Annotated in this window: 15 protein-coding genes; 4 read left to right on the top strand and 11 right to left on the bottom strand. The window is 64.1% G+C overall.

Going from position 1 to position 20,328, the window contains the following annotated elements; all coding sequences use genetic code 11:
* Positions 1-184 precede the first annotated feature (184 nt).
* Positions 185-1,009, top strand: a complete 825-nt coding sequence (locus PTT45_RS11955) for an SDR family NAD(P)-dependent oxidoreductase (RefSeq protein WP_273814235.1) — start codon at positions 185-187, stop codon at positions 1,007-1,009.
* A gap of 59 nt (positions 1,010-1,068) precedes the next feature.
* Here PTT45_RS11955 and PTT45_RS11950 read toward each other — a convergent pair whose 3' ends face one another.
* Positions 1,069-1,632: a TetR/AcrR family transcriptional regulator gene (locus PTT45_RS11950; RefSeq protein ID WP_273813513.1), complete on the bottom strand. Its 564-nt coding sequence runs from the start codon at positions 1,630-1,632 to the stop codon at positions 1,069-1,071.
* Positions 1,633-1,834: 202 nt separating this feature from the next.
* Between PTT45_RS11950 and PTT45_RS11945 the strand changes: the two genes are divergently transcribed.
* The gene (locus tag PTT45_RS11945) at positions 1,835-3,538 is read left to right on the top strand and encodes a thiamine pyrophosphate-binding protein (RefSeq protein ID WP_273813512.1); all 1,704 of its coding nucleotides are present in this window, start codon (positions 1,835-1,837) and stop codon (positions 3,536-3,538) included.
* 82 nt (positions 3,539-3,620) lie between these two features.
* Entirely contained in the window at positions 3,621-5,069 is a 1,449-nt protein-coding gene (locus PTT45_RS11940) for an aldehyde dehydrogenase family protein (protein ID WP_273813511.1), read from the top strand.
* A gap of 38 nt (positions 5,070-5,107) precedes the next feature.
* Here the strand turns inward: PTT45_RS11940 and PTT45_RS11935 are convergent, their stop codons facing one another.
* From PTT45_RS11935 to PTT45_RS11900, 8 genes are all read right to left on the bottom strand, one after another.
* Positions 5,108-7,717: a LuxR C-terminal-related transcriptional regulator gene (locus tag PTT45_RS11935; RefSeq protein ID WP_273813510.1), complete on the bottom strand. Its 2,610-nt coding sequence runs from the start codon at positions 7,715-7,717 to the stop codon at positions 5,108-5,110.
* 118 nt (positions 7,718-7,835) lie between these two features.
* The gene (locus PTT45_RS11930; RefSeq protein WP_273813509.1) at positions 7,836-9,203 is read right to left on the bottom strand and encodes a DUF1329 domain-containing protein; all 1,368 of its coding nucleotides are present in this window, start codon (positions 9,201-9,203) and stop codon (positions 7,836-7,838) included.
* Positions 9,204-9,227: 24 nt separating this feature from the next.
* Complete coding sequence (locus tag PTT45_RS11925) at positions 9,228-11,033, bottom strand: DUF1302 domain-containing protein (protein WP_273813508.1); 1,806 nt, start codon at positions 11,031-11,033, stop codon at positions 9,228-9,230.
* A gap of 784 nt (positions 11,034-11,817) precedes the next feature.
* Positions 11,818-12,774, bottom strand: a complete 957-nt coding sequence (locus tag PTT45_RS11920) for an NAD(P)H-dependent flavin oxidoreductase (RefSeq protein ID WP_273813507.1) — start codon at positions 12,772-12,774, stop codon at positions 11,818-11,820.
* A 56-nt stretch (positions 12,775-12,830) separates the two neighbouring features.
* Positions 12,831-13,514 carry an enoyl-CoA hydratase/isomerase family protein gene (locus PTT45_RS11915; protein ID WP_273813506.1) on the bottom strand — a complete coding sequence of 228 codons (684 nt, stop codon included), beginning with the start codon at positions 13,512-13,514 and terminating at the stop codon, positions 12,831-12,833.
* 12 nt (positions 13,515-13,526) lie between these two features.
* Positions 13,527-14,720, bottom strand: coding sequence for an acyl-CoA dehydrogenase family protein (locus PTT45_RS11910; RefSeq protein WP_273814233.1), 1,194 nt, complete (start codon positions 14,718-14,720; stop codon positions 13,527-13,529).
* Positions 14,721-14,803: 83 nt separating this feature from the next.
* Positions 14,804-15,919, bottom strand: a complete 1,116-nt coding sequence (locus PTT45_RS11905; protein ID WP_273813505.1) for an acyl-CoA dehydrogenase family protein — start codon at positions 15,917-15,919, stop codon at positions 14,804-14,806.
* A gap of 31 nt (positions 15,920-15,950) precedes the next feature.
* Positions 15,951-16,733 (bottom strand): SDR family oxidoreductase, encoded by a 783-nt coding sequence (locus tag PTT45_RS11900; protein ID WP_273813504.1) that lies wholly within the window; start codon positions 16,731-16,733, stop codon positions 15,951-15,953.
* Positions 16,734-16,847: 114 nt separating this feature from the next.
* Between PTT45_RS11900 and PTT45_RS11895 the strand changes: the two genes are divergently transcribed.
* Positions 16,848-17,888, top strand: coding sequence for an AraC family transcriptional regulator ligand-binding domain-containing protein (locus tag PTT45_RS11895; protein WP_273813503.1), 1,041 nt, complete (start codon positions 16,848-16,850; stop codon positions 17,886-17,888).
* Positions 17,889-18,025: 137 nt separating this feature from the next.
* Here PTT45_RS11895 and PTT45_RS11890 read toward each other — a convergent pair whose 3' ends face one another.
* On the bottom strand, positions 18,026-20,167 hold the full coding sequence (locus PTT45_RS11890) for a 3-hydroxyacyl-CoA dehydrogenase NAD-binding domain-containing protein (RefSeq protein ID WP_273813502.1): 2,142 nt from the start codon (positions 20,165-20,167) through the stop codon (positions 18,026-18,028).
* Between the two features lie 76 nt (positions 20,168-20,243).
* Positions 20,244-20,328, bottom strand: an 85-nt coding sequence (locus tag PTT45_RS11885; RefSeq protein WP_273814231.1) for a hypothetical protein, incomplete at its 5' end; no start/stop codon positions are given.

The raw sequence follows: 20,328 nt of genomic DNA, 5'->3' as shown, positions 1-20,328 counted from the left end.
GGCTGGCGTGTTCAGCCGAGGCTAACATAGACAAAACTAAGGTGAACACCTTATTATTTTTCCGCTGCCTCTTGGCGTGCCAGGCACGACTGAATCAGCCCTACCGAGCAACGTCCGAAGACCTCGTCTCGTCTTCGGGCCTGCATGGCCCTACATCCCTTCAGGAGCGTGTTCCTTGCAAAAGATGGCCTATTACAACAACAAGATCGCAGTGGTCACCGGCGCGGGTTCTGGTATCGGTCGTGCCATTGCCCATGCGCTGAGCGCCCAGGGTTGCAAGGTCTATTGCACCGACATCGATCTCGCGGCAGCTACTGCGGTGGCCCAGGAGCTGGACAATGCCAGCCCCTATCGGCTCGATGTAGCCGATGCGGCGGCGGTGAGCGTATTCGCCAACGAGGTATTCACCCGCGAAGGTCGCGTCAACCTGCTGTTCAACAATGCCGGGGTGGGCCACGCAGGAGCGGTGGTCGATACCGAACTGGCTGACTGGAAGTGGGTCATGAACATCAACGTGATGGGCGTCGTACATGGGCTGCACGCCTTCCTGCCGCGGATGCTCGAGCAAGACAGTCCCGGGCACATCATCAACACCGCATCCGGGGCAGGCATCATTCCCATGCCACGTACCGCGCCCTACTGCGCCTCCAAGCATGCCGTGGTCGGGCTGTCGCAATCGCTGGCCGGAGAGCTGCACGGCAGCAATGTCGGCCTGACCATCCTCTGCCCCGGCACGATCAACACCGCGATCATCAAGAACACCAAGATGAGCGGCAGCACCGCCCAGGAGCGCCAGGCCCAGGCAATCGAGCACTACGCCAAGAAGGGTACCTCGCCCGAGCAGGTCGCGGACGACGTGCTGCGGGCGGTAGTGAAAGGCAAGCTGTTCTGCGTGACACCACGCAAGGAGGTCGGCCTGGGCTGGTTCCTGCAGCGCCTATCGCCGGGACTCATGCAGTGGATCATGCGCGCGCGCATGAACACCGTAGAAGGCGTGAAGCGCCAGTGAGCCAAAGTGTGCTCGACGGCGCCCTGCAGAGCGCTGTCTAGCACCAACCATCAGGAGGCTCAGGCAGTCGGGAACATATAAGGGCGGTAGAGCGCGAGCATCTGCTGGTAGCCCCACTCCAGGTGCTTGCGGGTGACTCGAGTAATGCCATGCCGTGAGTGCAGATACTCGATCCAGTAGGTCGAGATGATCCAGCTGTTCTCCAACAGCACCTTGAGCTCCTCTTCGCTTGCTCTCAGCTGGCCCTGCTTGACCATATCGAGCAGGCGATCCAGTGCGCGTGCCTGCACACGATTCGACATGTCCTGCAGGCTCTGGCGCAGCAAGGGCTGCAGCGTGAACAGCGCCATGCTGTCGCGGTAAAAGAAACGCCAGTCCCACATCAGCTGGAACCACAGGCGCACATCCTGCTCGCCATCCAGCAGCTGCAGCTGCTCCTCGGTGAACTGCTCGAACAGCACATCGAGGATGTCGGCCTTCTTCTTGAAGTAGTAGTACAGGTTTCCTTCGTTGATCCCCACCGCCTCAGCAATGCCTGCCGTGGTGACCACAGACACACCTTTGGCATTGAACAGCTTGCGGCAGGTCGCCAGGATTTTCTCGCGCGTATTCCGCGGTTTCATGCGTCAGCCCCGCAAATCAATTGACACCTATAAGGTACAGACCTTAGATTTATTTTAAGGTAATCACCTTAAATAAGACCGTCCATTTTCACCATCATAGCGATGCCTGGGTCGATTAGACAGCCGCGCAGCAAAGGCGGCCGGAACGACACCGATCATCGCTCAGAACGGCCGGGGCAAGACGGCTGACATAGGAGTAGGTATGAGTTACTTGGTACACGACCGCATGCTGGAGCTGATGGAAGCCGAGGGCATCAAAACCCTGTTCGGCATCCCCGACCCGAGCTTCATCGGCATGTTCACCGCCGCGGAGAAACGCGGCTGGACGGTAGTGGCGCCCCACCACGAGCAGTCCGGCGCCTTCATGGCCGATGCCCACTGGCGTACCACCGGCATTCCCGGCGTGGTAGTGGGCAACCAGGGGCCAGGCGTCGCCAACCTGGCGGCAGCCGCCATCTGCGCCGCCAAGGAGAACGTGCCGACCATCTTCATTGCCGGCCAGCGTGAGCGAGTGTTTGACCAGCGAGTCAAACGCGGGCAGTTCCAGTACACCCGCCAGCCCAAGCACTTCGAAGAGTCGATGAAGTACGTCGGCATCATCGAATACGCCGAACAGGTGGATGAAGTATTCCGCGAAGCCTTCCGTCGGGCGCTGTCCGGCACGCCCGGCCCGGTCTACATCGAGTACCCGATGAACGTACTCGACAAGCAGATCGACCTCGGCCCACTGCTCAAGCCTGAGCAATATCGCCTGGTGCATCAGGCTGCCGACACCCAGCTCATCGCCGAAGCCGTGGAGCTGCTCAGCAGCGCCAAAGCACCGATTCTGCTGGTTGGCCAGGGCGTGCACGTTTCACGTGCCCATACCGTCGTCGCCGAACTGGCGCAGGCCCTCGCCTGCCCGGTGATCCAGACCCCGGGCGGCAGCGGTGTTCTGCCAGGCGTGGAAAGCCGCACCTTCTCCTACGCCTCCCCGGTGGGCATCCGCGCTGTCGCCGAAGCCGACGTGGTGATCGCCATCGGCACCGAGATCGGTGAGCAGGTGCACTATGGCGTCGGCCGGCACTGGGCCCAGGGCAATACCGACCGCAAGTGGATCTACATCGAGCGCGATGTCCTGGCGATCGGGGTCAACCGCCCGATCGATGTCCCCCTGGTCGGCGACCTGCGTGACATCGCCCCGCAACTGAGCGCAGCCCTGCGTCCTCTCCAGCGCCAGGCCAGTGCCCAGCTGATCGGCCTGGAGGCCTCAGCCGCCAAGTTCCGTGCCGGCATGCTGGCGCATGTGCCTACCACTTCGCAGCCGGTGCATCCAGCGCGCCTGGTGGTCGAGGCGACCAAGGATCTGCCCGACAACGTGCTGATGGTGCGTGACGGTGGCTCGTTCAGCATGTTCGCCGGCGCCTTTACCCAGGTTCGTTCGAGCGACGTGCTGTGGAGCCAGAACTTCGGCCACCTTGGCATGGGCCTGCCGGTCGCCATCGGCGCACAGCTGATGGTCGGTGACAGTCGCCGCGTGGTGCTGCTATCCGGTGACTCGGCCTTCCTGTTCCATATCTCTGAGCTGGAAACGGCGGTGCGCAAGAACCTGCCGGTCGTCTGCGTGATCGGCTGCGACTACGCCTGGGGCCTGGAAGTGGCCGTCTACCGCAATGCGTTCGGCATGGAGTCGGCCGAGACCGAGGCCCACTGGGGCAAGCAACTGCGCCTCGACATCGTGGCGCAAGGCTTTGGCGCCCATGGTGAATTCGTCGAGCGAGCCGAGGACATCGCCCCCGCCATCCAGCGCGCCCTGGCCAGTAACAAGCCCGCAGTGGTGCAAGTAGTGATGGACGGCAACGCCAACACCACCGATATGCCAGGCATCGAGGAATTCATGTCTTGGTACGGCGAGCGCGGCTACTGAGTCAGCCCCCTACCCCTCGGCTGCGCGGCCCCTGGCAATCGTCATGGGCCGCGTTGTCGTGTCATCAGACAGGAGATACGTCATGACCTTTATCGAACGCGAACAACAAGAAGGCTCCGACGCGGCAGCCATCGCCCGGCTGCGCGACATCTTCGACCTGCAGAAACGAGCGTTCCTGGACAACCCCGCACCCAGTCTCGCGCAGCGCCTCGAGTTGCTCGGCGCGCTGGCCAACATGATGCTGGTCAACCGCCAGAAGATTCAGGAGGCGATCGCCGCGGACTTCTCCTCGCACCCGCGCCAGTTCGCCGACCTGGTGGAATGCCTGGGCGTCGCCGGGCGCGCCCAGTACGTTGCCGAGCACCTTGCCGGATGGATGCAGGCGCAAGAGCGCAACGCCGACGCTGCACTGTATGGCTCCGGCAAGGCCATGGTCGTGGCGCAGCCCAAGGGCGTCGTGGGCAACATGGCGCCGTGGAATTTCCCCTTCGACATCGGCATCGGCCCCGCAGTCGAGATGCTGGCGGCAGGCAACCGGGTGATCATCAAGCCCTCCGACCTGACCCCGGCCTGCAGCGAGCTGACCCTGGAGATGATCCGCAGCACCTTCGACCCGGCCCAGGTCGCCGCAGTCGCCGGCGGCCTGGAGCTGGCCAAGTTCTTCCCGACCCTGAACTGGGACCACCTGATGTACACCGGCAGCACCGAGGTCGGCCGCAGCATCGCGGTGGCGGCCGCGCAGAATCTGGTGCCGGTAACCCTCGAGCTGGGCGGCAAGTGCCCGGCGCTGATCGCCGCCGACGGCCTGAGTGCCCGCAACGTCGAACAGATCATCGGCTGCAAGACGATCAAGAACGGGCAGATGTGCGTCACCGTGGATTACGTCCTGGTGCCCCATGCGCAGCGCGATCAGTTCGTCAGCCTGGTGCGCGAGCACATGCACACCCACCTCCCCGACTACAGCAAGCGCCCGGACACCACCGGCATCATCAATCAGCGCCACCTGCAGCGGCTGCAGGACTACCTGGCCGATGCAGTGACCAAGGGCGCCACGCTGGTACAGCTAGGCGGCGACCCGGATGATTACGGCCGGCGCATGCCCCTGACCCTGGTTCTCGATGTCAGTGATGACATGCTGCTGATGCAGCACGAGATTTTCGGCCCGATCCTGCCGATCAAGACCTACGGCGAAATTGCCGAGGCGGTGAACTACATCAACGCCGGTGAACGCCCGCTGGGCATCTATGTATTCACCGAGACGCCCGCCATCGCCGAACAGGTTCTGGCACACACGGTGTCGGGAGGTGTCTGCATCAACTCGGCCGCGCTACATGCCGCCATGCCCTGCCTGCCGTTCGGTGGCGTAGGCAAGAGCGGTAGCGGCCGCCATCACGGGCATGAGGGGTTCCTCGAGTTCTCCAACCTGCGTTCGGTGTTCTACCGCGGCGAGAACGACCTGGTGGCGGCGATGTTCGCGCCCTACGGCGAACTGGCGGACGCCGTCATCGCCCGCGCACTCGGCCAGGCCTGAAGCAACGCCTGTGCAGGAGCACGCTCCTGCGCAGGCACTCAGTCGATCAGCCCCTGCTCCTTGGCCAAGGCGACTGCCTGAGTACGCCGCTCCACCCCCAGCTTGGCGTTGATCCGGCGCGCATGCGACTTCACCGTGTGCAGCGAGATGAACAGCGCGTCGGCGACCTGCTGGTTGGACAGTCCCTTGGCGATCTGGCTCAGCACGATCAGCTCGCGCTTGCTCAGGGTCTGCATCGCGGACGGCAAGCCGAGATCCGCGTCACCCGAGCCCAACAGGCGCTGACGCAGCGGCAGCAGCTCCTCATGCGCCAGCAGCAACTGGTCCAGCCAGCGCTCGTCATGGCGCTGCAGCTCCAGTATCGGCCTGAGCTGCTGCTGGCTCTGTGCCTGGAACAAGGCCGCCAGCAGATGCTCATCCGCCTGGTCATGCTCGCCGGCCTGCTCCAGCACTTCCGCCAGGCGAACCCGCACCTGGGTCGCCAGCAACAGGTAGCCACCGCGCGAGCAATCCTCCAGCAAGGCCTGCAGCTCCGTCTGGGCAGCCTGCAGATTGCCGAGGGCGATCTCGGCGCTGGCCTGGCTGAGGCGAGTCTTGAGCAACAGATCGTAGAAGCCCGACGGCGCCAGCAGCGTTTCCGCCTCGAGGACGCGACGCACCTCGGAGAAGATCGCCTGCGCCTGTTCCGCACGGCCGGCGCCAAGGCACAGCTCGCCCCGGGCATGCTCCAGCGCGTTGCGGTAACGCACACTGGGGACTCGATAGTTCAGCATCTGCTGCTCGGCGTCCCGTAACAGCTTGTCGGCCAGTTCCAGGCGCTCCTCCTCGATGGCCAACCCGGCCAGGCCGAGGTAACCGAAGAGCAGGTTGGCGTCCTCGCAGGACTCAGCTTCCTGCACCGCCTCGTGCAGCGTGGCGCGGGCCCTTGCCACATCACCCGAATGGGCCTGCAAGGTACCGCTCAGAATCAGCAGGCGTGCGTAGAGCGGCCCGCGCACCTTCGCGTCGCGCAGCGACTGCAAGGTTTGTGCGGCTTCGAGCAATGCCGCCTCACACTCGCCCTGCATCATCAGCAGGTGCACATGGTCGACACTGAGCAGGGTTTCGAACAGCTGGCTCTGGTGCTGCCTTGCCAGCCGCAGACCACCAAGGCAGTGATGCTGCGCCAACGGCAGGTCGAACTCGGCAGCAGCCTGCTGGGCCAGTGCCTGGTGGCAGAGGGCCTGCTGCGACCAGGCGGCCTCGTCGAGCACCGGCAGCGCTTCCTGGCAATAGAGCTTCGCAGTCGGCAGCCCGCATTGGCGCTGCAGCACGCCCATGACCACCTGGTACTGCGCCAGCAGTTGCCGTTGACGATGCGCATCCGACTGCGGGAAGAAGCGCCCCAGTTCGGCAATGCAGCTTTGCGCCTCTTCCAGGCGGCCACAGATGATCAGCGCCCAGGCCTGCAGGATGATCAGGCGTGGCGAGCTGAAGAACAGGTTCTCCGGCAACTCGTCACGCCAGCGCAGCAACTGCGAGACGCTGCGGCCGATCAGCAACTGGTCTTCGCCATAACGCTGCAAATAGCTGGCAGCCGCCTCGGGCTGGCCAGCCAGCAATGCGTGCTCCACCGCCTCGCGCACCATGCCGTGCTGGGCAAACCACTGGCAGGCCAGCACATGCACGCGCGCGGTATGCGTATCGAAGGAGGCTATGCGCAGCCTGCTGGCTATCGGTAGCGCCAGGCGATACCAGCCCTCGCCCTCTGCCGAGGGGATCAACAGTTGCCGCTGCCTCAGCTGGGCGAATATCTGCTCATCGCCAATGCTGGCCAGCACATGCTGCGACAGCGCAACTGAGAAACGCGGCAGTTGCGCGAGCAGGCACAGGGACTCGCGCTGCACCGATGAAAGATCGCTCAGGACCTCGCGCTCGAGGTACTCCTGCATCAGGGAAGTGCTCGCACCCTGGCGCAGGTTCAAATCGGCTGCCTCGTCTTCGAGAAGCTGCAGGCAGATGCCGGCGGGCCAGCCAGAACTCTGTTGGAACAGTTGACTCTGCTGAGCCTCGGACAACTCCAGCCTGCGTGCAGACAGCAAATCGCCGAGCTCTTGCTCGTTGAACGCCAGGTCCGCAACACCGACCTCGCGTACGCCACCCTGCAGCAATAGCCGCGGCAGGCTCCAGTCCGGTCGGCGGCGCGTGCCTACCCACCAGCGCAAGGTATGCGGGGAGCGCTCCAGCAGTTGTTCAAGACAGCGATCGAACTCTGCGTCGTCACGCCGCGGGTAGTCGTCGAGCACGATCCAGGTGGGGCGTACTACCCGGCCAACCAGGTGGGCAAGTTCCACATCCGGCTCGCCGCCGCCATAGGGCAGTTCCAGGGCTCCCGCGAGCCTGGCCAGCAACTCGCGCGGCGTCAGTGCATGGCCCAGCAGCTCCAGCCAGATCACTCGGGTATGCTGGCCAGCCTGGCGCACGCACTCCAGCAGTAGCACGCTCTTGCCGTAGCCGGCAGGAGCGCAGATCAGGGTAAGTTTGTTGTCTCCCGCCAACAGCTGGCGGAACAGCCGCGAACGCGGGACATGCGTATTCGGCAGCCGCGGCAGCACGGCGCCCAACGGCCGCGAATGCCCCCCAGGCAACACACGAACATTGTCGTGCATGAGCAGCCCTCATCTCTCAAATAACCGGTGGTTGCACAGTGGGTTCGCCACCTGGGGCGTAGACACGAAATCAGGAGAGGGCCGCAAAGCCCTCTCCTGATCCCGAGTGTACCCCGTCTTATCGAACGCCAGCGTTGCGCAATGCTGCAGGCGTGAAGTCGGCGGCCGTCGCTTTGATGTCGAACTGAACGAACTGCTTCTCCTCGTTGCTCAACCCGGTAGCTATATAACGACCGGCGGTCAGGTCATACAGCGCCTCGAAGGCGAATGCCGGTATCTGCCGCTGGTAGTACGGCATCGCCTTCGCCTCACCGACACGCCACAGCTGACCACGCCCGTCATACAGGTCGGAAAGCACGATGGTCCAGGTGTCCTCGTCGATGAAGAAGGTGCGCTTGGCGTAGATGTTGCGCTGACCGGCCTTGAGCGTGGCCTCCACTTCCCAGACACGGTGCAGCTCGTAACGCGACAGCTCCTGGTTGGTATGCCCCGGCTTGAGCAGATCGGCATATTTCACCGATGGGCTGAGGAGGCGGAAGTTGTTGTACGGGATGTACATCTCCCGCTTGCCCTTCAGCTTCCAGTCATAGCGATCCGGCGCACCGTTGTACATGTCGAAGTTGTCCGAGGTGCGCAGGCCGTCGGCGGCAGTACCGGGGCCGTCGTAGGCCACCTGCGGTGCACGGCGAACACGACGCTGGCCGGCGTTGTACATCCAAGCCATGCGCGGGTCCGCGATCTGGTCGAGCGAGTCGTGCACCAGCAGCACGTTACCCGCCAGGCGCGAAGGCGCCGTTACCCGCTGCTTGAAGAACAGCAGAGCGTTGGCCGCCTTCTGTGGGGCCAGGTCGGGCATGAAGTCCGGGAACGCCACCTCGTCCTCGAAGTTGACCAGGCTGTATACGCCGTTGGCCTGGGGGGCTGCCTGCACATACAGGCGCTTCAGGTTGCCGCCGCGATAGCGGGTGATATGGTTCCACACCGCCTCCAGACCATTCTGCGGAATGGGGAACGCGTAGTAGCGGCTCTCGGTGAAGTTCTTCAGGCCGTTGCCACCTTCTATCAGGCTGGTCTTGGCGGCGCTGATCTTCACCTTCTCCGCGATGTCCTTGGGAATGGATGCCGAGCGGTGAGTCACGAAGACCGGCATCGAGAAGGTCTCGGGGTAGCGCTTGAACATGGCGAGCATGCCCGGCGACAACTTGTCCCGGTATTGCTCGACGTTCTGCGCCGTGATGGTGAACAGCGCTTTCTCTCCGGCATAGGGATCGCCGAGGAAACCGTTCGCCGTCACCGGCGCCGCATCCACCGGCAGCCCGCCGGTCCATGCCGGGATGCTGCCGTCGACGTTCCCCGCCATTTCACCGCCCAGGGGAGTCAGGCTGACGCCCAGCTTGGCCACTTCTTCTGCCGGAACCGCCGCCAGCACCGAGAGGGAAAACAACGACAAACCAAACGCAGTAATCAGTGTGCTTGTTCTTTTCATTTGACTGATTCTCGTGCTGACAGATTAGAAGTTCAGGCCGAGGCTAAGCGCAACGAAGTCGCGATCGCTCTGGGTGTTGTAATCACCGCCAAAGAAGTTGGTGTAACTGAGGCCGGCGGTATAGGTATTGAGGTAGTCGGCGTCCAGACCGATGCTGACCGCCTTGGTGCCTTCGTTGAACACCGGCCCGTAGCCATCGACATCGTGCGACCAGGCCAGGCTTGGCTTGAGGTTGATGCCTGCGAAGACGTTGTTGTATTCGAGGATGCCGCGCGCGCGGTATCCCCAGGACGAGGAAGTGAAGAAGCCGTGCGAGCCGAAACGCTGATCGGCCAGCGCATTCTCCGGCACGCCGAAAGTGGCGTCGCGACCGAAGCGATTGCCGACCTCGTTGGTCATCGCGCCGACACGGGTGTAGCCCAGCTCACCCATCAGGGTCAGACGGCTGGCCCCCATTACCTGATCGAAGAAGTGGATGAGGGTCGTCTGCGCCTGGGTAACTTCCTTGCGCTGGTAACCGTGGGTCTCGACGCCCGCCTGCGCCAATGCACCCGCAGCGCCACCACTGAGGAAGCCGTTGACCACGGTATTGGCCAGGTTTGGCGTCAGGTCGGTGGTGTTGGTCTGCAACGGCATGTTCGGCCGGTAGCTGAGCTCGCCCGACCAGGATGTGCCGGTAGGCAGCGTGGTGGAGAAGCTCAGGCCGTACAGGCGGATATCTTCCGGATATTCGAGGAAGTAGCTGCCGCGCCCCAGCAACATCGGCAGTGCAGCATTGGTTCCCAGCGGCCCGCCCAGCGCTACCAGCGTATCGATGACACCCGCACGGTCGGCATTCTGCATGCTCACGATCGGCGTGCGGCTGTGGTAGTTCATGAAGTAGGCGCCGTACTCCGTGTCATCCCCCAGCCAGCGCAGGGCCAGGCCCCACTGCCCGGAGTCACGCGCGTCACGGTCACCGCCACGCTGCACCACCAACCCTTCCGAGTCGACCTCTACACCTGGCAGGAGCCCGGCGCCTGAGGCTGCCTGGATCTGCGCGATGGTGGCCGGGTCGAGGATGTTGTAGTTGTTGTCGCAGCCATCGGCGGCCACGTCGGTGCCGGAGAAGAACGTCCCGCAGTTGTCGACGACCGTCTGGTCCCACTCCAGCTGGTAGAAGGCTTCCGCCGAAAGCTGGTCGGTGATGGTCTGCGACATATAGAACATGTTGACCGGAATCAGACCTTCCTTGATCTCGGCCCCCGGTCGGCGGAACGCCGAAACGTCCACGGGGTTGATCGAGTTGACGCTGTTGCCGATGAAGGTGCTTTCACCCCAGCTGACCACCTGCTTGCCGAGGCGCACGCTGCCCGGTACGTCGCCGATGCTGTAGTTGTGGTAGACGAAGGCGTCCAGCATCTCCGCCCCGGAAGACTGGGCGCCCTCTTTACGGTTGTGGTCGTCGATATCCTTGAACAGACGGCTCTCGTCCTTCAGTTCGAAGTCGTACCAGTACTTGCCGCGCACGAATACACCGGTGTCGCCGTACTTCAACTCGAGGTCATGGATGCCTTTGAAGATCTTCGAGAAGGTTTCCCCTTTCTTGAAGTTCATGTGCCCATCGTCGTTGGTCTGGGTGAAGGCCCGACCACCGTTGGCCATGCCGATCAGATCCTTGTCCGGACTGGCAGTGGACCAGCTGGCCCCCACGGACAACGACGAATCGAGCTGACCCTCGATCTCCCCGATATTGAAGTTCACTGCATAGGCGGGGACAGCACTGCCGAGGGCGACTCCCAGTGCGAGGGCATTGAGCTGAAATATCCCTGGCCATGTTTTTGTTTTCATACGGCTCTCCAATGGATGTTGGTGTAACTGCCGGCGACAGTAGCATGGCGACCAGGCGCCTACGGCCGCCAAAAGGAACCAATTTCCACCGTTTAATTCTTAAGGATTAAGAAGGCTCTAAATCAGCACATACAAGAGTTTTTTGAATCGAAACAGGCCTGCCAATGCAGACAAAAAAACCGTCTCCAAGCAAGTATTATCAAGGAATCACAAAATAAGGTGATCACCTAATTTGGTGTTCAATGATCCAGCCGAGAGAATGGCCGTTGAGCGGATCTGACTAGACAGCCGTGGGCGCACGCGAGCGCGATCGAAGGGGCATCTCTTTATTCAGAAAATCGCTGACATGCAGCTATGCAGCTGGCGTAGTAATAGAGGTGCGGCCAGTTGAGCTCCCACTTCCGAGCACCCGCGCACCACCGACAACTGAGGCCCTGGCAAAGAACTCGAGGGCATGGCCTCGAGCGATGCTCATGCCGGAGGCTTCCTGCCCTATGTCGCGTGGCGGGCCTCCCTGGCCAACACCATGATCGAGTATGGGGGCACAGCGACGCAGTTCTGTTCCCCGGCTACAAGCAGCCAGATGAAGCCGTAGCTGCATTGCCAATCTTCGAGCAGGAGTCATTCGCCAGTGAGACCAAGCGGCAAGTGCTTTCGCCGCTACGCTCGATAGCTCAGAAGCTGAGGGAGTGATAGTCCAACGTCCGCTATTGACCGGTAGCAGCCTCTCGCAAAGGCTCGCTATCGGCAGAAAGCAGGCACACTCCCCCCACCCTATGCCTATTCAGGCTTCAACCAATCTAGCCTTCGCCTCTGCATATTCACGTTTGAGCTGGGCAACATAGCCGGCTACCGCCTGCACCCTGCTGACCGAGCCAATACCCTGGCCGCAGCCCCAGATGTCCTTCCAGGCCTTCTTGGCGTCACCGCCGAAGTTCATCTGGCTGGGATCGCTCTGCGCCAGGGCGTTGGGATCCAGGCCAGCGGCGATGATCGACGGCTTCAGGTAGTTGCCGTGCACGCCGGTGAAGAGGTTGCTGTAGACGATGTCGTCGGACGAGCACTCGACGATGGCCTTTTTGTAGGTGTCGGCGGCATTGGCCTCCTCGGTGGCGATGAAGGCCGAGCCGATATAGGCGAAGTCAGCGCCCATGGCCTGGGCGGCCAGCACGGCGCCGCCGGTGGCGATGGCGCCGGACAGGGCCAGCGGGCCATCGAACCACTGGCGGATCTCCTGGATCAGGGCGAACGGGCTCTTCTCCCCGGCATGGCCTCCTGCACCTGCGGCGACGGCGATCAGGCCATCGGCGCCCTTCTCGACCGCCTTGCGGGCAAAGGCGTTGTTGATCACGTCGTGCAGCACCACGCCGCCATAGGAATGCGCCGCCGCGTAGATGTCCTCGCGCGCACCGAGCGAGGTGATGATGATCGGCACGCGATACTTCACGCAGAGCTCCATGTCGTGCTCCAGGCGGTCGTTGCTGCGGTGCACGATCTGGTTGATGGCAAAGGGCGCCGCCGGGCTGTCGGGATTTTCCCGGTTATGGGCCGCCAGGGTCTCGGTTATCTCCGCCAGCCAGTCTTCCAGCAGTGAGGCGGGACGGGCATTGAGCGCCGGCATGGAGCCGACCACGCCGGCCTTGCACTGCTCGATCACCAGCTTGGGGTTGCTGATGATGAACAGCGGCGAGCCGATCACCGGAAAGGGCAAACGATCCAGTGGTGCGGGCAATCTGGACATCATGAACTCCTGTTTCATCCACGGGATGGCGCCTGCTCGGCAGGCGCCGGATGTGCTCAAACTACAGGGATACCGCGCTGCCCGGCCAGCCCCACCAGCACCGGACGCAGGCCGCGCTTGATCGCCGTGTAGGTGGCGCGATCACGGGTCGCCATATCGGCAGCCAGGGCCATGGCGGCAGGCAGCACCTGGTCTTCCGGCAGCGCCTGCTGCACCACCTCACGGCGCGCGCACTCCTCGCCGCCCCAGGCATTGCCGGTCAGCGCCAACTCCTCGATGGCAGCGCGGTTTGGCAGCAGGCGCACGATATCCAGCAGCGCCGGAGTGAAGGGCAGCTTGATCTTCACCTCCGAGAAGCAGAAGCGCCCACGATCGGCGCGCATCAGGCGGAAGTCGCTGGCCGTGGCGATCAGCGCGCCGCCGGCATAGGCGTTGCCATTGATGGCCGCCACCACCGGCAGGTTGAGCAGGCCCAGGCGAATCAGGAAGTTCTCCAGCCGCGAGGCAAAGGCCATGGGATTCTTCTGCCGCATCAGCCACGGCAGGTTGATGCCGTTGCAGAAGGTCTTGGGATCGGTACTGGTGATCACCAGTGCCACATTGCCACGCTCACGCTCGATCGCGTCGAAGTTCTCTTGGTACTCCTGCAGCACCTCGTCGCACAGCAGGTTGCCGGCCTCTCCCTGGGTCAGGGTGAGAACGAAGATCCCGTCGTGTTTTTCCAGCTTCATCGTGCTCATCAACGACTCCTACTACTTGAGCTGCGCCGACGAAAGCCCCAGCACAGCACGGGCAACAATCAGCTGCTGGATCTGCTGGGTGCCCTCGAAGATGTCGAGGATCTTCGAGTCGCGGGCGAACTTCTCCAGCAGGTGTTCCTCGCTGAAGCCGAGGGTCGAGCAGAGCTCGACGCAGCGCAGGGTCACCTGATTACCCATGCGCCCCGCCTTGGCCTTGGCCATCGACGCCTCCATGGAGTTGGGCCGCTTGTTGTCCGCCATCCACGCCGCCTTCAGGCTGAGCAGGCGCGCCGCCTCGTAGTCGGCCTCCATGCGGTAGATCTCCGCCTCCAGCGCGCTGGCGTTCCACAGGCTGCGCTCGTAACTCGGTGTGAAGCCCTCGCGACCGAGGATCTCGTACAACAGGTCGAGCGCCGCCCGCGCCACGCCCAGGGCCATGGCCGCGACCACCGGGCGGGTGTTGTCGAAGGTCTGCATAGCGCCGCCGAGGGCCTGCTTGGCGTCCTCGGCGATCTCCGCCGAACCCAGCACGTGATCCTTGGGAATGCGGCAGTCGGTGAAAGTGATGGCGGCCGTGTCGGAAACCCGGAAGCCCAGCTTCGGTTCCAGGCGCACCACCTGCATGCCCGGCGCGCCCTTGGGCACGATGAAGGACTTGATCGCACGTTTGCCGAGCTTCTTGTCCAGCGTTGCCCAGACCACCACCGCATCGCAGAACTGGCCGGCAGTGACGAAGATCTTCTCGCCGTTGAGCACCCACTCCTCGCCCTCCAGCCGCGCGCTGGTGACGATGTTGGCGGTGTCGGAACCGGCGCCTGGCTCGGTGATGGCCATGGCACACCAGAGCTTGCCGAACTGATTGCGCTGCTCGGGCGTGCCCACGGCGGTGATCGCCGCATTGCCCAGGCCGAGACCCGGAATGCTGTTGAGCATGGCCACGTCGCCCCAGCTCATTTCCGCGGTAGTCAGCACCGCCATCATGTTCTGGCCGTTTTTCACCCCGGCGGATGGTGCGCGCTCGCCCTTCTCTACCGGGCCGTTCATGACCCCGGTCGTCCTGATCATGTCAGCCACCGGCACCAGTTCGATGGGCTTGGCATGCTCGGCCTTGTCGTACTTGCGGCTGATGGGGCGGAACACTTGCTTGGCCAGGGTGCGCGCCATGTTCGGCACGGTCTGCAGCTTGGCGGGTACTTCCAGGTTGATCATGTTGCTTTCCTCGCTTTAGAACCCTTCCACGACCTGCTGCGCGTCGGTCAAACGGCGTTGCCAGAGGTCGTAGACGGCGCTCAGATAATGGCCGCGCCTTCGAGCAGGCCGATGGCCCGCAAGTTGCGATAGAACAGCTCCACCAGGTGCTCGCGGATAAAGCCGTGCCCGCCCAGCAGCTGGATGCCGTTGGTGCCGATCTCCATGGCCTTCTCGGCGCAGAGCACGCGAGCCAGGTAAGCCTCCTTGTGGAAGTCGAGGCCCTGCTCGGCGCGCGATGCCGCGCGCCAGGTCAGCAGGCGCATGCCCTCCAGCTCGATGGCCATGTTCGCCACCATGAAGGCCACGGACTGGCGCTGGGCGATGGGCTCGCCGAACGCCTTGCGCTCGTTCACGTAGGGCACCACGTAATCCAGCACCGCCTGGCAGGTACCCACCGCCAGGGCGCAGGTGCCGATGCGCGCCAGATCCACCAGGCGCTGCAGGTCGAAAGCTTTCTCGCCCTCGCCGAGCCTGACGCAGGCCTCGACCTGCACCTCCTCGAAGCGGATGCGCGCCAGCTCCAGCGCCTTGAGGCCCATGGTCTCCTCGCGCACGGCGCTCACTCCGGTGGCGTCGCGCTCGACGATAAAGGCGGCCGTGCCCTCCTCGTCCTGTAGCTGCGCCACCACCAGCAGTAGCTCGGCCGACAGGCCCAGCGCCACCAGGGACTTCTCGCCATTGAGCACGTAGCCGGTGCCGGTGCGACGCGCAGTGGTGCGCAGCTCGCTGGCGTCGAAGCGCGCTCGCGGCTCCATCAGCGCCACGCTGGCGGCGACGAAGTTTTCGCCGGCCAGGCGCGGCAGGTATTTCTCCTGCTGGGCCTGGCTGCCCTGGTCGAGCAACGTGTTGACGAAGGCCAGCGGCGTCACCGCACCCAGCGCCAGGGACATGTCGCCCCAGGCCAGATCCTCGATGGCCAGCATGTTGGAGATCGGCGAGCGTGCGGCGCCCGCACCACCTTGGGCCTCGGGAATCGGCATGAGGGTGAGGCCCAGTTCCAGGCTGCGGGTATAGAAGTCCGCCGGCACGCCGGCAGCCTCGTCGGCCTCACGGCTATGGCGGCGCAGGACGTCCTGGGCGAAGCGCTGCAGCGACTCGCGCGTCATGCGCTGGTCGTCGCCGAGGTTCAGGTCGAAGGGCTGATTGTTGGTCATGGCGCTCTCTTGCGATTAAGGACTTCGAAACTCAGCCCATCAGGGCCTGGGTGATAGCTCCCGAGCCGCCCAGCGCCAGGCCGCCGTCGACCGACAGCACCACGCCGGTGACGTAGCCGGCCTGCGGCGAGCAGAGCCAGAGCGCGGCATTGCTGATGTCCTCCAGCTGGCCGAAGCGACCCAGCGGCACCGAGCGCACCCAGGCGGCGTGGGCCTTGGCATTCGGCGCCAGACGCGCCATGCCCTCGGTGCCTTCGATGGGGCCCGGGGCGATCGAGTTGACGCGCACGCCGGTCTGCCCCCACTCAATGGCCAGGGTGCGGGTCAGCTGGTCGACGCCGGCCTTGGCCGCGCACACGTGGGCCTGCAGCGGCGTCGGCATCCAGCTCTGCCCGGCGCTGATATTGACGATGCGCGCCCCCGGCTTGCGCAGGTGCGGGAAGGCCGCGCGCAGCACATTGAAGGTGCCGAGCAGGTCGATGTCGACCACGGTGCGGAAGGCGTTGGACGACATGTTGGCGGCCGGGGCCAGGAAGTTGCCGGCCGCGCCGGACACCAGCACGTCGATGGGGCCGAGCTGCTCGGCGGTGGCCGCCAGGGCGGTGGCCACGCCATCGAAGTCACGCACGTCGGCGGCGAAGCCGAGGACTTGCCCGCCATGGCGGAGCAGCTGGGCCACGGCCGCGTCGAGCTTGTTCTGACTGCGGCCGAGGATGGCCACGCTGGCACCGGCCTGGGCGAAGGCATCGGCGATGCCGAGATTGATCCCGCTGCTGCCGCCGGCAATGAAAACCACCTGCTTGGAGAAGCTCATCGTTGCACCTCGTACTCATGGGTTGATGGGTACGCAGTGTTGGCTCGCTTGCCTGTTGGGTCGATGCCGTGATACGACATAAATATGGCAAAAATAGCCAACTAGGATTTCACCGTGAATGTCGACCTGAGCCAAGCCGTGATCCCCGCCCGCTACGCCCGCGGCCTGCTTACAGCTGCCGAAGCCCGCGGTCTGTCGCGCGCCGAGCTGATGGCAATGGCGCATATCGACGAGGCGGATCTGGGCGGGCGCGGCGCGCGGGTCAGCACCAAGCAGTTCTCCCAGCTCTACGGCGGCATCGTCATCGGCCTGCAGGACGAGTCCTGCGGCCTGCACTCGCGCGCGGTGCCGATCGGCGGCATCGAAATGCTCTGCCGCGCGGCGCTGACCACCACCACGCTGCAGAATTGCCTACCGGTTCTGGCTCGCTGCATTGCCCTGGTGATGGGCGATTTCCGCGCCGAGTTCCAGGCCGAAACCCGCACCCAGCGGGCACGGCTCAACCTGTTCGAGATGGTGCCGCCCACGGGCGATCGCGCCCTCGCCTACGAGCTGGCACTGTTCACCCTCTGCGGCGTGCTGTCCTGGCTGTTTGGCCAGCGGGTGCCGCTGAACTCGGTATCCCTGCCGCTGGGCAAACCCAGGCACGCCATGGCCTTGAGCATGCTGCTAGCCGCGCCCCTGCACTTCGACGCCGAGAAGGCCAGCATCGAGTTCGCCGCCGACACCTTGGCGCTGCCCATCGTCCGCACGCCGGAGGAGATCTCCCGGCTGATGCGCCGCGCACCGGCCAGTTTCATCGAGGTGCTGGTCGAGCAGGCCGAGCTGCCGGCGCGCCTGGTCGCCATGCTGCAGCAGAGCATGCCGCAGCCGCTGACCCTGGAAGAGGCGGCGTCGCACATGGCCATGTCGCCGCGTACTCTGCACCGCAAGCTGGCCGCACTGGGCGAGAGTTTCCAGAGCATCAAGGACGGCTGGCGCTTTCGCCAGGCCATGCAGCTGCTGTCGTGCACGGACACGCCGGTCAAGCAGATCGCCGCCGACCTCGGCTTCTCCGACCAGGCCACCTTCCGCCGCGCCTTCGCCCAGTGGGCAGGCCACCCGCCGGGCACGCTGCGCAAGGCCCGCCAGGACGCCGCCAAGCCGCACTCATAGTGTCGATATTTGCAATTTCTCCGTCTCCATCTCGCCCAGACGGCAGGCAAAAAAAACGGGAGGCCAAAAGCCTCCCGAAAGGGACACTGGAACTCACGCATTTGCTCCAGTGCAGGGTCATGCGTTAGCTCGTTCGATCAGAACAGCTCGCCACTATTGGCTTTCTCGACCAGCAGCGCCGGCGGCTGGAAGCGCTCGCCATAGCGCTCGGCAAGCTGCCGGGCGCGGCTGACGAAGGCCTGCAGGCCGTACTGGTTGATGTACTGCAGGGCGCCACCCGTCCAGGCAGCGAAGCCGATGCCGAAGATCGAGCCGATATTGGCGTCGGCGGTGGAGGTCAGCACGCCCTCCTCCACGCAGCGCACGGTGTCGATGGCCTGGGCAAACAGGAAACGATCGCGCACATCTTCGCGCGGCACCTGGTGCTCGGCCTTCTCGAAGTGGGCCTTGAGCTCCGGCCAGAGGTATTTCTTACCGTCCGCTGGATACTCGTAGAAACCGCCGCCAGCTGCCTTGCCCGGCCGCTTGAACTCGAGCATCAGGTCGACGATGGCAAAGGCCGGGTGCTGTGGCAGGGCCTTGCCCTCGGCCTTGAGGTCATCGATGTTCTGGTTGCGGATATGCGCAGCCAGGCTCAGGGAGATTTCATCGGAGATAGCCAGCGGGCCGACCGGCATGCCCACGTTGAGCGCCTCGTTCTCGATCATCGCCGCGTTCACGCCCTCGCCGAGCATGGCGATGCCTTCGTTGATGAAGGTGGCGAACACCCGCGAGGTGAAGAAGCCGCGCGCATCCTTGACCACGATCGGGGTCTTCTTGATCTGCAGCACGTAGTCAAAACCGCGGGCCAGGGTCTCGTCGCTGGTCTTCTCGCCGCGAATGATCTCCACCAGCGGCATCTTGTCCACCGGGCTGAAGAAGTGCAGGCCGATGAACTTGTCCGGACGCTGCACTGCGGTGGCCAGGCCGGTGATCGGCAGGGTCGAGGTGTTGGACGCGACCACGGCATCCGGCAGCGCGGCGGCCTCGGCGGCGGCGTTGACCTTGGCCTTGAGGTTACGGTCTTCGAACACCGCCTCGATGATCAGGTCGCAACCTTCGAGGTCGGCGTCGCTGGCACTCGGCAGGATGCGGGCGAGGAAGGCGTCGCGCTTCTCCGCCGTCATCTGGCCCTTGGCGACCTTCTTGTCCAGCAGCTTGGCCGAATAGGCCTTGCCCTTCTCCGCCGCTTCGAGCGAAACGTCCTTGAGCACCACCTCGATGCCGGCCGCGGCCGACACATAGGCGATGCCAGCCCCCATCATGCCGGCACCGAGCACGCCGACCTTCTTGGTTACGTACTGCGGAATGCCCTGCGGGCGCGAGCTGCCGGCGTTGATCTCGTTCAGCTGGAACCAGAAGGTGCCGATCATGTTCTTCGCCACCTGGCCGGTGACCAGTTCGGTGAAGTAGCGCGCCTCGATCAGCTGCGCGGTATCGAAGTCGACCTGCGCGCCTTCGACGGCGGCACACATGATCTTCTCCGGTGCCGGGAAGCAGCCCTTGGTCTTGCTGCGCAGCACGCTCGGCGCGATGACCAGCATCTGCGCCATGGCCGGCGAGCTCGGCGTGCCGCCGGGTATCTTGTAGCCCTTCACATCCCAGGGCTGCACGGCGACCGGGTTGGCGGCGATCCAGGCGCGGGCCTTGCTCAGCAGCGCCTCGCGGTTATCGGCCAGGTCATGCAGCAGGCCGGCTTTCAGCGCGGCGTCGACCCGCACCTTCTTGCCCTCGACCAGGTACGGCAAGGACTTCTCCAGGCCCAGCAGGCGCACCATGCGTACCACCCCGCCGCCGCCCGGCAGCAGGCCGAGGGTGACTTCCGGCAAGCCCAGCTGCACATGGCTTTCGTTCAGGGCGATGCGGTGATGGCAGGCCAGGCAGATTTCCCAGCCGCCACCCAGGGCGGCGCCGTTGATGGCAGCCACTACCGGCTTGCCCAGGCTCTCCAGGCGACGCAGCTGGCCCTTGAGCTCGAGGATGCCGGCATAGAAGCGCGGTGCATCGGCCTTGCTGATGGTGACCAGCTCATTGAGGTCGCCGCCGGCAAAGAAGGTCTTCTTCCCCGAGGTGAGGATTAAGCCAGCAATGGAGTCCTTCTCGGCCTCCAGGCGATCCACGGCCGCGCCCATGGCCTCGCGGTACACCGCGTTCATGGTGTTGGCGCTCTGGCCAGGCATGTCAATGGTCAGGACGACGATATTGTCCTGGCCCTTTTCGTAACGGATGGCGTCAGTCATTGCTCTGATTCCTTGCTGCGTAGGACGGGTGAAACCCGCGCCTAGTGATTTGCGCGGGTTTCACCCGCCCTACCGGTCAAATACGTTCGATGATGGTGGCGATGCCCATGCCGCCGCCGACACACAGCGTGGCCAGGCCGTAGCGCAGCTCGCGCTTCTCC

Source organism: Pseudomonas sp. Gutcm_11s (genome assembly GCF_028649395.1).
Lineage (GTDB): Bacteria > Pseudomonadota > Gammaproteobacteria > Pseudomonadales > Pseudomonadaceae > Aquipseudomonas.
This window is presented reverse-complemented; position numbering and strand designations above follow the sequence as displayed.

Excerpts from the sequence above, each read along its gene's own strand:
- PTT45_RS11905 (WP_273813505.1), bottom strand. The coding sequence starts at position 15,919 with ATGACCAACAATCAGCCCTTCGACCTGAACCTCGGCGACGACCAGCGC.
- PTT45_RS11935 (WP_273813510.1), bottom strand. The coding sequence starts at position 7,717 with ATGCACGACAATGTTCGTGTGTTGCCTGGGGGGCATTCGCGGCCGTTG.
- PTT45_RS11940 (WP_273813511.1), top strand. The coding sequence starts at position 3,621 with ATGACCTTTATCGAACGCGAACAACAAGAAGGCTCCGACGCGGCAGCC.
- PTT45_RS11915 (WP_273813506.1), bottom strand. The coding sequence starts at position 13,514 with ATGAGCACGATGAAGCTGGAAAAACACGACGGGATCTTCGTTCTCACC.
- PTT45_RS11930 (WP_273813509.1), bottom strand. The coding sequence starts at position 9,203 with ATGAAAAGAACAAGCACACTGATTACTGCGTTTGGTTTGTCGTTGTTT.
- PTT45_RS11950 (WP_273813513.1), bottom strand. The coding sequence starts at position 1,632 with ATGAAACCGCGGAATACGCGCGAGAAAATCCTGGCGACCTGCCGCAAG.
- PTT45_RS11920 (WP_273813507.1), bottom strand. The coding sequence starts at position 12,774 with ATGTCCAGATTGCCCGCACCACTGGATCGTTTGCCCTTTCCGGTGATC.
- PTT45_RS11900 (WP_273813504.1), bottom strand. The coding sequence starts at position 16,733 with ATGAGCTTCTCCAAGCAGGTGGTTTTCATTGCCGGCGGCAGCAGCGGG.
- PTT45_RS11945 (WP_273813512.1), top strand. The coding sequence starts at position 1,835 with ATGAGTTACTTGGTACACGACCGCATGCTGGAGCTGATGGAAGCCGAG.
- PTT45_RS11925 (WP_273813508.1), bottom strand. The coding sequence starts at position 11,033 with ATGAAAACAAAAACATGGCCAGGGATATTTCAGCTCAATGCCCTCGCA.
- PTT45_RS11955 (WP_273814235.1), top strand. The coding sequence starts at position 185 with ATGGCCTATTACAACAACAAGATCGCAGTGGTCACCGGCGCGGGTTCT.
- PTT45_RS11890 (WP_273813502.1), bottom strand. The coding sequence starts at position 20,167 with ATGACTGACGCCATCCGTTACGAAAAGGGCCAGGACAATATCGTCGTC.